Below are 14,348 nucleotides of genomic sequence, written 5' to 3'. Positions count from 1 at the left end.
GGGCCATCTCCCGGATACCGATCCCGTCGTTTTGAAGTTGAAGAAGCTGTTTTAAGTGTTCCATCGCTATGGGTTTTTGTGCCATGCTCCTGTTTGTTTTAAGGAGCAAAAGACATCAAAGCTCAGGAGCTCTTATTGCCTCAGGAGTGGGTCAACATGCAGGAATGTCAGTAAGTTATTTTGCGGAATCTTTACAAGCAGGTGGGTCAACATGCAGGAATCTGACCGGAAGGCCTTTTACCTTCCATTTGTGCGTGTGGGTTAACATGCAGGAATTTGTGATTAAACCCGCGCTCTAAAGGGTGGGTCAACATGCAAGAATGGTGGGTCAACATAAACAGGAGCCCTGGGTCAACATGCGCAAGAATCTACATTAAATTGTTGATATTCAAAACAGAATCAGCTTATTGATTTCAGGTTATTGTCTCTTAAATTATAAAAGGGTGAAAATACCTTCCAATATTTTCTTCAACTTTTAGTAATCTCGATGCAAGATTTGAGGATTTTTTAATGATTTAGGGGGAATGGAACAAAGGGCTGGTAATACGATTTGTTTGTATTTGCGCCGTAACAATTTTAAAAGCGAATACTACTCCTTTCATTTTCAATACTTATTTTTTGGGCGAAAGCCGGTTAACGACATATATTAAAGTGTTGGTGGCAATTTTATTTGGACACAACCTGACAACTTCAAATTTATTTCAATCTAGTTGTATTAAAATCAGGCAGTTCCATATCAAAAGCATACACCAACTGTAAATCACTTACTTGATAATTTAGTTAGGTTACCAAGATTATGGATCAATTGCATTAGATTAGTGTCCGGTAATTATCAAATCGTTTTAAATGTTGAAAAATTATTTCAAAACGTCATGGCGCAATTTGAAAGCCAACAAATTTTACAGTATCCTGAACATAGGCGGCTTGGCTGTAGGATTGGCTACAGGATTTATGTTGCTTCTTTGGGTGCAGAATGAACTCAGCTACGATAAATATAACCATCTGTATAAAAATATCTACCAGGTAAATTCGCACATTACTTTAGAAGTAAAATCACTTGTCTGGCAAGGGGCACCCGCACCATTATCTATAATGGCAAAACAAATTCCGGATGTAATTTCTGTTTTAAGATTAGTAAGTGATGATGAAAATCCAACACTATCTGATAAAGTATTGTCCAATATCGATCTTACAAAAGTATTCGACAATAACAATATTCTTTATGCCGACAGTAATTTTATAAGCTTCTTCAACTACAAATTGTTGCATGGTAACCTTAATACCTTTTTGCCGAATGCGCATTCTGTAGCACTTACACAATCAACAGCAAAAAAATTATTTGGTACAGATGACGCCGTTGGCAAAATTGTGCGGTTTGACAAAAACAGTTTCACGGTAACAGCCGTTTTGCAAGACTTTCCTCATAATTCTTCTCTGCAATACGACGCTATTTTTCCGGTAGATTATTATGCTCAGCAATTCACAGCTCATGGCGGCAATCATGGTTGGAAAACAATTGATGAAGATGTAAACGATTATAGTTTCAGAACATTTCTTCTGATAAATCCAAATGCTAATATTCCGGGTATTGAAACAAAACTTACACATTTATTTAATGCAACAGACAATGGTCAGGCTGCGACAACTTTTCAATTGCAGAACTTAGGAGACCTTCATCTTACAGGAATTGATGGCGACAATTCTGCATTAAAAATGGTAAGAATAATGTTGCTTGTTGCAATATTAATATTGATCATAGCAAGTATTAACTATGTAAACCTTTCTACGGCTCGTGCACTTGTAAGAAGTAAAGAAGTAAGTATAAAAAAAATCATTGGAGCAAAAAGAAGGCAATTGTTTTTGCAATTCATTACTGAGACAGTATTGACATTCGGGTTTGCTGTTTTTATTGCAATTGTTTTAATCACTTTATTGAAGCCGCTGTATGATAGAATTACAGGCGAACAATTAGTTCTTTCCCTCTCCAATTTTTCTATGTTAAAAATATTGTTTTTCGCACTTTTAGGAACAATACTAATTTCAGGCATTTATCCCGCACTGTTATTATCATCTTTCAATCCTTTAGGCGCCATACGCGATAAAAGTTTTTTGGGTATTAAAACGTCTTCATTTAGAAAATCATTAGTCGTTCTTCAATTTGTAATCTCGTTCATATTGTTAGTTAGTACAATTGTAATGGGAAAACAAATGGCATATATAATAAATAAAGATTTGGGTTACGATAAGAACTATGTTTTTACGGTTTCATTTCCCAAAGAAGCGGCGAAAAGTGCTGACGCTATAGAAAATGAATTGCAATTGCAAAAGAGCATATTAAATGTTTCGTTTAGCAGCGCGGCAGACGTTACAAATGTAACAGAGATTTCAGGAGATATTATTTGGGATGGAAAAACAGATGATGTTCCATTTATAGTTTGGCGTGTACAGGCTGATAAAAATTTTATACCTACGATGAAGTACCAGCTTATTGCAGGAACAAATTTTACGGGAACGTCTTCTAATGATAATAAATATATTTTGAATGAAACGGCAGTAAAAGCTATGGGTTTAAAACCTCCCTATGTCGGCACAAAAATTGGCTACGGGAAAGCCGATGGAGAAATAGTAGGTGTAATAAAAGATTTTAATTTTAAATCGTTGAAAGATCCTATTGCACCTTTATTAATAAGAACGTCTGGATTAAAGAACACTTTATATGTACGAACAACTGGAGCAGGTGCTCAGGCATCCATCAAAGCCGTAGAACAGCAGTATAAAAAATATGCAAACAACGCACCTTTCTCTTATAATTTTCTTGATAAGACATTTGAATCGCATTACCAATCCCAACAGCGTGCAGGCACTTTGTTTACAACTTTTGCAGCCATCGCCATTTTTATTTCCTGCCTGGGTTTATTTGGATTAGCCACTTATACAGCACAGGTAAAGACCAAGGAAATCGGCATCAGAAAAGTGCTGGGTGCAAGTGTCGGCAGCGTTGTACAATTGATCAGTAAAGATTTTTTGAAATTGGTAATTGTGGCAACTGTAATCGCAACGCCGCTGGCTTACTGGGCAATGAATAAATGGCTGCAGGATTTTGCCTATCGAACCAGCATTAGCTGGTGGATTTTTGCTGCATGTGGATTTGCCATGTTGTTGATTGCAATTGTTACATTAAGCACTCAAACAGTAAAAGCAGCACTTGCAAATCCTGTAAAGAGTTTGAGAACGGAATAATTAGGAGAAAAACTACCACCAACATTTGGTTTTCTGCTATGCCCGGCGTCAGGAATCGAACCACCCAAACTACTCTTTTACAATCACTTAATATTTCTAGTCGATAAAAGAAAAATTACTCTAAACTAAAAAGGCCTCAAGTCCAACGACTTAAAGCCTTTTCTTTTTTCGTGCCCAGAACAGGAATCGAACCTGCACTACCTTTCGATAACAAGATTTTGAGTCTAGCGCGTCTACCAGTTCCGCCATCTGGGCCAATAATCTTGGGGGTGCAATATTACGCATTTGTAACATTCCGTCCAAAATCGGAGTAAAATGGGTTTGGCCATAAAGCTTGGATTTTGTAAATTGTTATAGAGTATGGTTTATATATTAAAAATACGTATGACGTCTTCATTTCCCCGGTTGCGGTCATAAAAACGCCGTCCCTTCCCGCGGCATTATAACAACCTCTCAACGGCCTTCCGGCGACGTTTCAGCGACCTTACAGCGATATGCCTCCGTACATCCTTCATAGTGAAGCCGATGTACAGCCATGCATCCTCCCACTCCCGCCTAAGCAACCTCAATCCTCCCAGCTTTTTATTGATATTCAATGTTTTACAATTTTCCTTGCCTTTATTGGCCATTGCGTCAAGCCATCCTGGATTGTGTAGCGTCTCAGTTGAAATAACCGGAAAGGCGGTAGGTACTGGTAAGACAAGTACCCGTATCCGGTCATTTCTTCGCTTGTTCTTCGCTTCCGCTTCGCTATTGCTTCGGTACATGTTCGCTCCCGAGCGAAGCGGAGCGAAGGAATAGCGAACATGGTACGAAGCATTTAATAAGGAAAAGCGAATAAAAGGACAGCCGGACAGAGTGTGGGCGCCGGGTGGTAGTGAAGTGGTCTAAACCTGGCCATGGAATGCACTGAAAAGCGCACTGGAGTGCTCTAAATAGGTACCCTTCTATAGTGTACCAGTGCAAGGTTCAGGCCATTCCCTGAGCATTACCAGCCCATTAACCGCCCATTTAATCCCCACCTCCATAGGAGTCCTTACGGACCGGCGGCAACTACGCCTACCGGTCGAACCACTTTTTGAAGGCGGGTGCCTTTTCCCGGCTGATGTCAAACTCCATTTTTAAGGGCGCTTTGAGGTAGAGGGACAGCTTTTGGTTTTCGTGCGGCTTCACGCTCTGGATGGCATCTATGTGCACAATACATTGCCGGTTGGCCCGGTAAAAGAGCCGGGGATCTACCAACTCTTCAATTTCTTCGAGGGTGGAGTAGTCGAGGATGTATTTTTCACCACTAAAGGTAAAAAGGTAGTTCAGGTTCTCCCGCATAAAGCAGGCGATGTCTTTTGTGGCCACCGGTATCCAGTTATTGCGCACACTCACGATGAATTTCTCCTTGTATAAAGGGTTGGGACCATTGTTGCGCAATGCCTGCAGCAGGTCTTCCATAGAGCCCGGCTGGGGACTCTGCACTTTCAACCTGTTGCGGCACTTGTCAATAGCCGCTTTCAGCTCCTCTTCATCAACCGGCTTGAGCAGGTAGCCGATGCCATTTACTTTAAAGGCCCTGATGGCATATTCGTCATACGCTGTGGTAAAGATGACCGGACAGTTGAGGTTGAACTGGTCAAACAACTCAAAGCTCACACCATCACTCAACTGTATGTCCATAAACAAAAGGTCGGGCTCCGCATTTTGCATAAACCATTTCCGGGCTGTTTTTAAGCTGGGAAGTATTTCGGCTATCCGGATATCTTCTGCCACCGTGGCTATTTTCTGTTTCAGCTCTCCGGCTATGATACTTTCATCTTCTATAATTACGGCTGTCATGCTACCTATTTTTATATGTTATAGTAAGGGCTATAAAAGCGGAATGGTCACCTGGAAATACGTATTGTCTGTTTTAATGTTCACCGGCCTGTCCGACAGGTAACGGTACAATGATTGAAGGTTGGCGAGGCCTTTCTTGTTGCTGGTTTCCACCGAGTTCTTTTTTTGCAGGTTGTTGCGAACGATCACCGCATCCTGCTCTGTGTAGATGTCAATGACCAGGGGGCATTCTTCATCAATGATGTTGTGCTTGATGGCATTCTCGATCATGTTCTGCAATGTAACAGGTACGATCTTCCGTTGCTGGATGTCGGGTGGTACCTGTATGTTTATTTCCAGTCCCTTTTCAAACCTTGTTTGCTGCAGGCGTATGTAAGCCTGGGCGAATTTTATTTCCTGTTCCAGGGTGACGGTTTCATGGTCGCTGCTTTTGAGAATGTACCGGTAGGTTTTGCTGAGGCTTTCCAGGAAGCTGCCGGCCGCCGGGTTCTTTGTCCTGATGAGACCACTGAGGGAAGTAAGCGAATTAAAGAGGAAGTGGGGGTTGAGTTGTTGCTTAAGGTTCTCATATAGTACCTGCGCCTTTTCTTTTTCCAGTCTTTGTGCTTTGTTTTCGAGGTTCATCCACTTTTCCTGTTGAGCTGTCTTGTAACGGTACAGGGCCCAAAGCAAGACCAGCAACAGGATGATGACGCCGATGATAAAGACGCGTGTTTTGTAAAAAACAGTAGCTATATGGATGGGCAGTTGCTTTTCTTTTTCACTCCAGGCACTGGGATCGGAAGAGGCTTTGTACCGGAAGGTATAGTGGCCGCCGGGCACATTGGTATAGTTGGCGGTCCGGTTGCGGGTATAGGTCCAGTCCTTATCAAATCCTTCCAGCTTATAAGCATACCAGGTTTCTGCGGGATTGGAATAGTTAAAGGCCGTCAGTTCAATGCTAAAAAAGTTCTGGGCAGGCTTCAGTTGCAGGGAATCTTTTTCAGTAAGCATGGACAGGGTAGTGGTGACATCGTCCCTGATCACAAAAGAAGAGATGATGATATTGTCAGAATGATTCTTTTCCTTGTATTGAAGCGGATCAAATGCCACAAAGCCATCATAAGTGGCGTATACAAAGCGGCCATCTTTTAGCCGGAAAGATCCCTGGTCGCTGAACTGCATATCGGGCAGGCCATCCTGGGTGCCAAATTTTTTGAATACTCTTCTGTTCTTATCCAGCATCAGCAATCCTTTTACAGAGGAAAGCCATAGCCTGTCTGCATCATCTACCTGCAGTCCGGAGATCTGCAGCGACTCCATGGCCTGCAGGTCTTTGTAGGAAGTAAAGGCTCCCGTGTGGTAATCATAGGCAGCTATGCCGTGGTAACTGCTGAACCAAATGATGCCCTTCCTGTCTTCTGCCATGGAGGTAATGATGTTGCCAATGGGATTGCCGGTTTCCCCCACCTGTTCCCACCAGGTGGCTTTTTGAGCGGCTACCTCATACAGCAACAATCCCTTTCCATTGAATCCTATCCAGAGGTTTCCCCGGCTGTCTTCCAGTAATGCCCGCACATCATAACGGGCATAAGGATGTAATACCGGGTGCCCCTGCAGGCTGTGAAACTTATTCTCTCCTTTGCGTTTATAACGCAGTCCGGCCCGGCAGCCCAGCCAAATGGTCTCCTGGCTGTCCTGCAGGAGCGACCAGCAAAAGGTATAGGGTACGGAGTCTTTTTTATCCAGGAACTCCATGCGGCCTTGTTGCGTATGGTACCTGTTGAGCCCGGAGGCAGTGCCTATCCAGATATTGTTTTCTTTATCGCATAAGAGGGTCCTGACCGAATTGGAATGTAATGTGCCTTTGCCGGTGGCTTCATTCCGGTTGAATACAACAGCAGGGCCATTATCGGCAGGTTGTTTGATGAGCCCTACGCCGGTGCCCATCCACAGGTTGCCTGTTTTATCTTCCGCAACAGCCCTTGTCCATATATGCGGCCGCAGGTATTTTACCGGTTCGGGAAAAAAGATGCTGAACAGGTTATAATCGGGCCGGAAATAAGCGGCGCCTGTACCTTCGGTACCCAGCCACATAAAGCCCTGCCTGTCCATATAGATCCTGTTGATACGATTATCCGGGATACTATTGGGCAGACGGTAATTATTGGTCAGGGCGAAATAAGAATTGTCCTGTGTGTTGACGGAGATAAGCCCGTTCCAGTTGGTGGCAATCCAAAGCCTGTTGTGCGGATCCACCCACAGGTCCATGATGACATCGAATGTGGTACCGTGCTTATCATACTGATGCGCAGTAATGGTTTCAAAAGCAGTATTCTGCTGTACGCCTTTGTATAGAAAAGCTCCTTTGTCAAAAGCAGATGCCCACAGAGTGCCGCTGCTGTCTATGACTACTCTTTCTACCGGTGTGCGAATACCTGGTTTCATGGACAGTATGCGGGATTGTTTGGTATGGATGTCATATACGCCTATACCTTCGCGGGTGGCAGCATATAGCACCGACTTGTATACCCATCCTTCATAGAGGGGGCGACCTACCCAGGCTTCCTGTGTGCCCGGTCCGGCAAAACTGAGTTGCCCGCGCCGGGTATCAAAGATAGCCACCCCTTTTGTGGTTAACAGGCAAAGGGTATCTTTCCCGGCCTGCCTTATTTCATTGACGGCTGTGTTTTTAGTAGCGGGTATTATTTCAAACCGGCGGTTGGCGTAATCATACCGGCAAAGTCCATCATCATAACCAAACCACAGGTTGCCGGCATCATCACAAAATAGGGTATGCACAAAGTCGCGCGGAACTGAAAAACTGTCTTTGGGGTTATGGATAAAGCTCACCACCCGGTGTCCATCGTACCTGTTAAGGCCACTTTGTGATCCCAGCCAGATGTAGCCGTATTTATCCCTCGTCATATTAAATACGACACCATCGCTGAGGCCATCTTTCAATGTCACCCTATGAAAGTTGTACGAAGCAGATTGTGCTGCCGCTGCCAGGCTTTGAACAATAAAGAGGATGATAAATAAAGTAGCTCTCATTACGGCTTCAAATTAAATATTGCGGCGGGTGCACCCAACTATTTTTATTGACGTGTAGTAGGGCTAAGGCGTTTTGGCTGCTTCCAGCATCACCGTGGCCAGGTGGGTATAGCAGGTGCGCCAGGCCTGTTTTACTTCTTCATTCCAGTCGGCCCCCAGGCCCTGTTCCAATGTCCAGAGCAGGGCTTCTCCTACAGGTTCGTACTGTTCCGGCTTTACGCCATAGGCTGCATGCCTTTTGCCCATGGCCTGTATTTCGGCCGTCATGTCTGCATGGTGGTCCAGCCGTGCCACGATCCTGTTGAGCATATCCATGAGTTTGTTGTATTGCTCCTCCATATCCCGGGGAAACATACGTCGCAGGGAGGGATGCTCATAGAATAATTTCCCATAGAATACCTCGCACACCAGCCTGGGATCCATGGTGCGGAAGACCGTCCAGCTTTTTTTGATCAATGCTACCTGTTCATGAGTAAGCTGCATCATAGTAACAGTGTTGTTACTGCTAAAGATGCATCAGTTATTATACAGGGAAGAAAGAATTTACCTGAAGCGGGGCAAAAATCAAATGAACCGTTAAGGATGGCCGGCTGCGGCTATTTGCAGCAACTTTTTTTGGGCAATAAGAGTTTACGCACGATGTTCCATACTTTTCGCCACATGAGGATGCCTGTTTAGTTTTATTTAGTATCCATTACATTTGTAACTCATGGCAAAGATACAATTATGATCAGGATAGGATTGATACGGGAAGGAAAAATACCTTCAGACAACCGCGTAGCCCTTACCCCGGCTCAATGTAAATGGATCCATAAGAACTCAGGTGATGTACAGATCGTCGTGCAATCGTCCCCGCAGCGTTGCTTTACTGACAAGGAATACCGGCAGGCGGGGGTTGAAGTAAAGGAGGACGTGAATGACTGCGATATTCTTTTTGGCATCAAGGAAGTGCCTGTTAGTATGCTGATCCCCGGCAAAACCTACCTGTTTTTCTCCCATACCCGCAAAAAGCAGCCTTATAACCAGGCTTTGTTCCGCGCCATGATGAATCATCAGATCACGCTGATTGATTATGAGTGCCTGGAGCATGAGGATGGTCAGCGTATTATTGGTTTTGGTTTTTTTGCCGGTGTGGTAGGCGCCCACAATGGTATGATGGCCTGGGGCAAACGTTCCGGCGCTTATGACCTGGTACGGGTGTGTGAACAAAAGAGCTTTCATGAACTGATCCATACTTATTTTGGTTTGCGTATCCCGGCCATTAAGATCGTGGTAACCGGCAGCGGACGGGTGGCGCATGGCATCCTGGAGATCATGAACTTGATGGGTGTGCATGAAGTGGAGCCGGATGAATACCTGCAACGGCAATACACGTATCCTGTATATACCCAACTGAAAGGAGGCGATCTTTACCAACATCGTTCCAGTGGGGCGTATAACCGTGCCCATTTTCATGAGCAGCCGGAGGAATATACGGGCAAATTTCTGCCTTATGCCCGTGAAACCGATGTGCTGATGAATGGTATTTACTGGGATAAAAATATTCCCCGCCTGTTTGAGGCGCAAGACATCCGTGAGTCTTCTTTCCGTATACAAACGATTGCTGATATTACCGATGATGCACATGGTTCCGTGCCCATTAACCTCGGCGACCAGACGATTGCAGATCCCGTATATGGTGTAGACCGCCGGACGCTACAAAAGACAGCGCCCTATCTGCCCGGGAGCATTGATGTAATGGCGGTGGGTAACCTGCCCAATGAACTGCCCCGTGATGCCAGCCGCTATTTTGGCGAACAGCTTATTAAGTATATACTGGAAGACCTGGTCAAGCGTAATGGATCGGGGGTTATACAGCGGGCCACCATGCTGGATAAAGGAAAACTCACACCACACTTTGATTATTTGAGTGACTATGCCGGCGTTTGACGGAGCATACGATCGCTGATCTCACAAATACAAATAATAGTTCTTCAGCAATTCTATAAAATCATCCGTATACCCGCCTTCTTCTTTTTGGATGATGAGCTCGTATTCCGGTGCAAAGTTTTCTTTGTGCCGGCTGTATTGTAAGATGGACCGGAAAGGAGTGTGGCGGGGTGTTTGTTTTACGGTCAGGTGTTCTACGAGGTGGAAGCCCTGGCGGGTGGCCAGTTCATGAAAGTAGCTCCAGCGATGGAAAGGAAGTAATACACCAAAGCTGCCCTGGCTATCCAGGTTGTCATCAATGGCCTGTACCAGTTCCTCCAGCTTCAGCATTTTGCTGTGCTTCGCTACCTGTTCCGCATCCGCATCGGAAGGAAGGTCGTTTTCAAAGAAGGGGGGATTGCTGATGATAAAGTTGTATTTCAGGGGAAAGGAGTAGGTACGGGCATCACCCGGAAATACCCGCAGCCTTTCTTTCCAGCCGTTCTGTCCTACGTTTTCTTTCAGTTGTTTAAAAGCGGCGAGGTCTATTTCAATACCATGTATTTCTGATTCGGTTTGCTGCGCCAGCATCAACATTAATAAGCCTGTTCCGCTGCCAATGTCAAGTATATTGTAGTAATCGGGTAGCTTGGCTGCAAACCAGGCGCCCAGTATGCAGGCATCGGTGCATACTTTCATCGCACATTGGTCCTGGTGAATGGTAAATTGTTTAAACTGAAAGTAGCTATTGGCCATAGTCGCTCATTGGTTGCAGGTGGTAGTTTATGGTATAAAGGTAAAACGACCTACAAGACCGGCCATAAGTAATTATACCTGAAAGCGACGAGTAATCAGCCGCTAACTACTTCCATTCTGCCCGGGCCGTGGGACTAACGCCCAGGTCACTGAAGCTGCCAGCCTGGTACTTGTAATAACCTGTGATGGCAATCATGGCGGCATTGTCGGTGCAGTATTGGAATGCGGGGATAAAGGTATTCCACCTGAACCGCTGTCCCCATTGCTCCAGGGTCTGGCGTAGTCCGCTATTGGCCGATACGCCGCCGGCAATACAAATGTCTTTGACCCCTGTTTGAATAGCGGCTTTTTTGAGTTTATTCAGGAGGATGGTAATGATGCGCTGCTGGATGGAAGCGCAAATGTCCGGCAGGTTTTTGGCTACAAATTGGGGATCAGCGGCCGTGTTTTCCTGCAGGAAATAGAGGATGGCTGTTTTAAGGCCACTGAAGCTGAAATTAAGTCCGGGTATCTGGGGCTCGGGAAACCTGAACCTGTCGGGATTTCCCTGTTGGGCATATTTGTCTATCAGCGGTCCGCCGGGATAGGGTAGTCCCAGTATCTTGGCCGATTTATCAAATGCTTCCCCCGCTGCATCGTCCATGGTTTCACCGATGACGGTCATATTGAGGGGCGACTCGCAGAGCACGATCTGGGTATGGCCACCACTTACCGTGAGGCAAAGGAAGGGGAAGGAGGGTTTGGGATCGGGCTGGCCATTGGTCGTTGTTGGGATCAGGTTGGCCAATACATGTGCCTGCATGTGGTGCACCGCAATGAGGGGAATATTGAGGGCGAGGGAGAGGGATTTGGCAAACTGGGCGCCTACCAGCAAAGCACCGATGAGGCCGGGGGCCTGTGTAAAGGCAATGGCATTGAGGTGCTGCATACTGCACCCTGCATCCCGCATCGCTTTATCCACTACCGGTACAATGTTCTGCATGTGCGCCCGGGAAGCCAGCTCCGGCACCACGCCACCGTATTGCTCATGCACTTTCTGGCTGGCAATGATGTTGGATAAGATAATACCGTCCCGGCAAACAGCCGCCGAGGTTTCATCGCAGGAAGACTCTATCGCCAAAATGGAAATGCTCATAAGGGCTGCAAAGGTAATTCTTTGCCCCTTATTTGGACCTGATGGCTTCCACCGGATTCATGCGGGCGGCAATAGAAGCGGGAATGATACCAGCCAGTACCCCTACAACGATGCAGATGGAGATGGCCAGCAGTAAGATATCGGCCGCAATGAAAACGGGGAATCCTGCTGCCGTGGAGAGCAGGGTGAGCATGAATACGCCCGACAAGCCCAGCAGGCCACCCATGATACATAGGAAGGCCGACTCCAGCAGGAATTCGGTGAGTATGGTAGAGCTTTTGGCGCCAATGGCTTTTTTGAGGCCGATCTGTGAGGTGCGTTCCCGTACAGTCACGAACATGATGTTGGCTACGCCAAACATGCCCACTACCAGCGAGAGCGCAGCAATGGCCCATCCGCCTTTGTTGATATTGCTGAAGATGCCACTGGCAAAGCTGCTGAAAGCGTCAATATCATTGAGGGAGAAATCATTTTCCTGGGTAGGCTTCAGTTTGCGCACAGAACGCATAGCGCCCGTGAGCTCATCTTTTAACTGTTCCATAGGTACGGTTTCCTTGCCCTGTACCATGATGATGGGATTGCTGTATTTTTCGCGTACCATCTCTTTCATAAAGCCAAGCGGCATGAGGATACTGTTGTCATATTCCCAGCCACCTACAATGCTTTTGCCCTGCTTTTTGATGAGCCCTACGATCAATCCTCTTTTACCTGCCTTCATTTTGACGGTTTTGCCTACCGCTTTTTCAGCATTGCCAAAGAGGTTGACGGCTACTTCGTAACCGATAACAAATACATTGGAGCCATAATCAAAGTCGGACTGCTGCAGGTAACGGCCCAGTTGTATGTCTATGGGCTGAATGTTGGAGAACTCTTCTGTAATGCCGTAGTAGTTAACGCCGGAAACCGTGTTGTCGTCCAGCTCCAGGCTGCCGGAAGTGCTGATGTTGAAAGCTACATTGGCGGCCGCCGGCACTCTTTTCTTGAGCATGACCATTTCTTCGTAAGCCGGATCGGGCCGCTTTACGTATTTCCACCAGGGGTAGTCGTTGCCACCATCGGCATATTCCCATTTGTCAATATAAACGGTATTGGAGCCAAGCGCTTTGATGTCTTTCTGTACGGCATATTCCAGGCTGTTCACTGCGGCCAGTACGCCAATGATACAGAAGATGCCGAAGGCGACCCCACTCAGGGAGAGCAGGGTGCGGATCTTGTGGGACTTGAATTCCTGCCAGGTAAGGTTGAGGCTGCTGCCTAATATTTCGAATACGCGCCGCATAGAGTCAAATTTAAGGGTTCCCCGCCAATGGTCATACTTTAATTATTTGATTGGTAGACAAGTCGGGAGAAATATTACAGGTTTCGTGTTCCGGGTTTGAAGTTTCGGGTTCTTCTGGTGTAACTGGTTGATTGATGTTTTAGCTGATGCGTTAGTTGTTGTTTGTGTGCTTGTTCATAATCCTTCCTTCGTATCTTGCGGTGCAACCAATAAAGTGTAAAGCAGGTTGTTACACTGCGGCAGCAACCCGAAACCCGGAACTTGAAACCCGAAATTTTGAAGCATGTTTAGTATTGAGAATAAAGTCATTAAAGCAGTGATCAATCCCAAGGGGGCCGAACTGACCAGCCTGGTACATAAAGAATATGCATTGGAGTATATGTGGGGTGGTGACCCGGCGGTGTGGGGCAAGCATTCACCTGTATTGTTTCCCATTGTGGGCACGCTGAAGAACAATGAATATGTGTACAAAGACCAGGCTTATGCGCTGTCCCGGCATGGCTTTGCCCGCGATCAGCAGTTTGCCGTGGAAAGCGAGGCAGCGGACGCCGTTACCTTTCTTATTAAAAGCAATGAAGAGTCCCTTAAGGTATTTCCTTTTGTTTTTGAATTCCGCCTGCGTTATACCCTGGTGGATAGTTCCCTCGCCGTGACTTACGAAGTGACCAATACCGGCAAAGACGATATGTATTTCTCCGTGGGAGGCCATCCCGCATTTAAAATGCCTTTGGCGGCGGATACCCGTTATGAAGATTATTACCTGTTGTTCGACCAGGTAGAGGAGGCGCCCCGCTGGCCCATTTCTCCGGATGGATTGATTGAGGATACGCCACAGCCTGTATTAACCAATACGAACAGGCTGTCCCTGACCAAAGCCTTGTTCCAAAAGGATGCGCTGGTGCTGAAAGGGCTGAAATCGTCCCGTATATCCCTGGAATCGGATGTTACGCCCCGTGGGCTGACGATGGATTTTCCGGGTTTCCCCTTCTTCGGCATCTGGGCGGCTAAGAATGCCGATTTTGTATGCCTGGAGCCCTGGTGCGGCATTGCCGATGGGGTAGGCGCCAATCAGCAACTGACCGATAAGGAAGGCATCAATAAGCTGATCGCCAAAGAGGTGTTTACGCGTATTTGGACGGTGAGTGTGTTTTAACCCAATCGCCCGCCAGC

General features: G+C 46.2%; 9 protein-coding genes and 1 tRNA gene. 3 read left to right on the top strand and 7 right to left on the bottom strand.

All coding sequences use genetic code 11. The annotated features are described in order from the left end of the window. Positions 1–846 precede the first annotated feature (846 nt). Positions 847–3,240 (top strand): ABC transporter permease, encoded by a 2,394-nt coding sequence (locus HB364_RS31145; RefSeq protein ID WP_167292355.1) that lies wholly within the window; start codon positions 847–849, stop codon positions 3,238–3,240. Positions 3,241–3,411: 171 nt separating this feature from the next. On the opposite strand, the gene HB364_RS31140 is transcribed toward HB364_RS31145, so the two are convergent. From HB364_RS31140 to HB364_RS31125, 4 genes are all read right to left on the bottom strand, one after another. Next, positions 3,412–3,495 (bottom strand) — tRNA-Leu (locus HB364_RS31140). Between the two features lie 804 nt (positions 3,496–4,299). Beyond that, entirely contained in the window at positions 4,300–5,067 is a 768-nt protein-coding gene (locus HB364_RS31135; protein WP_167292354.1) for a LytR/AlgR family response regulator transcription factor, read from the bottom strand. Between the two features lie 30 nt (positions 5,068–5,097). After that, positions 5,098–8,100 (bottom strand): sensor histidine kinase, encoded by a 3,003-nt coding sequence (locus HB364_RS31130; protein WP_167292353.1) that lies wholly within the window; start codon positions 8,098–8,100, stop codon positions 5,098–5,100. Positions 8,101–8,163: 63 nt separating this feature from the next. Beyond that, on the bottom strand, positions 8,164–8,586 hold the full coding sequence (locus tag HB364_RS31125; protein WP_208420161.1) for a globin domain-containing protein: 423 nt from the start codon (positions 8,584–8,586) through the stop codon (positions 8,164–8,166). A 240-nt stretch (positions 8,587–8,826) separates the two neighbouring features. Here HB364_RS31125 and HB364_RS31120 point away from each other — a divergent pair, with 240 nt between their 5' ends. Continuing rightward, positions 8,827–10,029, top strand: coding sequence for an NAD(P)-dependent oxidoreductase (locus HB364_RS31120; protein WP_167292352.1), 1,203 nt, complete (start codon positions 8,827–8,829; stop codon positions 10,027–10,029). A gap of 21 nt (positions 10,030–10,050) precedes the next feature. On the opposite strand, the gene HB364_RS31115 is transcribed toward HB364_RS31120, so the two are convergent. From HB364_RS31115 to HB364_RS31105, 3 genes are all read right to left on the bottom strand, one after another. After that, positions 10,051–10,764 carry a tRNA1(Val) (adenine(37)-N6)-methyltransferase gene (locus HB364_RS31115; protein ID WP_167292351.1) on the bottom strand — a complete coding sequence of 238 codons (714 nt, stop codon included), beginning with the start codon at positions 10,762–10,764 and terminating at the stop codon, positions 10,051–10,053. Between the two features lie 106 nt (positions 10,765–10,870). Next, positions 10,871–11,899, bottom strand: coding sequence for a tRNA (adenosine(37)-N6)-threonylcarbamoyltransferase complex transferase subunit TsaD (gene tsaD / locus HB364_RS31110; protein WP_167292350.1), 1,029 nt, complete (start codon positions 11,897–11,899; stop codon positions 10,871–10,873). Between the two features lie 28 nt (positions 11,900–11,927). Continuing rightward, positions 11,928–13,178, bottom strand: coding sequence for an ABC transporter permease (locus HB364_RS31105; RefSeq protein ID WP_167292349.1), 1,251 nt, complete (start codon positions 13,176–13,178; stop codon positions 11,928–11,930). Positions 13,179–13,461: 283 nt separating this feature from the next. Here HB364_RS31105 and HB364_RS31100 point away from each other — a divergent pair, with 283 nt between their 5' ends. Then, positions 13,462–14,331 (top strand): aldose 1-epimerase family protein, encoded by an 870-nt coding sequence (locus HB364_RS31100; protein WP_167292348.1) that lies wholly within the window; start codon positions 13,462–13,464, stop codon positions 14,329–14,331. Positions 14,332–14,348 lie beyond the last annotated feature (17 nt).

This window comes from Paraflavitalea devenefica (genome assembly GCF_011759375.1).
Classification (GTDB): domain Bacteria; phylum Bacteroidota; class Bacteroidia; order Chitinophagales; family Chitinophagaceae; genus Paraflavitalea; species Paraflavitalea devenefica.
Note: the sequence above shows the minus strand (reverse complement) of the source record. Positions and strands in the feature narration are given on the sequence as shown.

What these genes read in the sequence shown, in the direction of transcription:
- HB364_RS31145 (WP_167292355.1), top strand. Translation starts at nt 847, where the DNA reads ATGTTGAAAAATTATTTCAAAACGTCATGGCGCAATTTGAAAGCCAAC.
- HB364_RS31135 (WP_167292354.1), bottom strand. Translation starts at nt 5,067, where the DNA reads ATGACAGCCGTAATTATAGAAGATGAAAGTATCATAGCCGGAGAGCTG.
- HB364_RS31130 (WP_167292353.1), bottom strand. Translation starts at nt 8,100, where the DNA reads ATGAGAGCTACTTTATTTATCATCCTCTTTATTGTTCAAAGCCTGGCA.
- HB364_RS31125 (WP_208420161.1), bottom strand. Translation starts at nt 8,586, where the DNA reads ATGATGCAGCTTACTCATGAACAGGTAGCATTGATCAAAAAAAGCTGG.
- HB364_RS31120 (WP_167292352.1), top strand. Translation starts at nt 8,827, where the DNA reads ATGATCAGGATAGGATTGATACGGGAAGGAAAAATACCTTCAGACAAC.
- HB364_RS31115 (WP_167292351.1), bottom strand. Translation starts at nt 10,764, where the DNA reads ATGGCCAATAGCTACTTTCAGTTTAAACAATTTACCATTCACCAGGAC.
- tsaD (WP_167292350.1), bottom strand. Translation starts at nt 11,899, where the DNA reads ATGAGCATTTCCATTTTGGCGATAGAGTCTTCCTGCGATGAAACCTCG.
- HB364_RS31105 (WP_167292349.1), bottom strand. Translation starts at nt 13,178, where the DNA reads ATGCGGCGCGTATTCGAAATATTAGGCAGCAGCCTCAACCTTACCTGG.
- HB364_RS31100 (WP_167292348.1), top strand. Translation starts at nt 13,462, where the DNA reads ATGTTTAGTATTGAGAATAAAGTCATTAAAGCAGTGATCAATCCCAAG.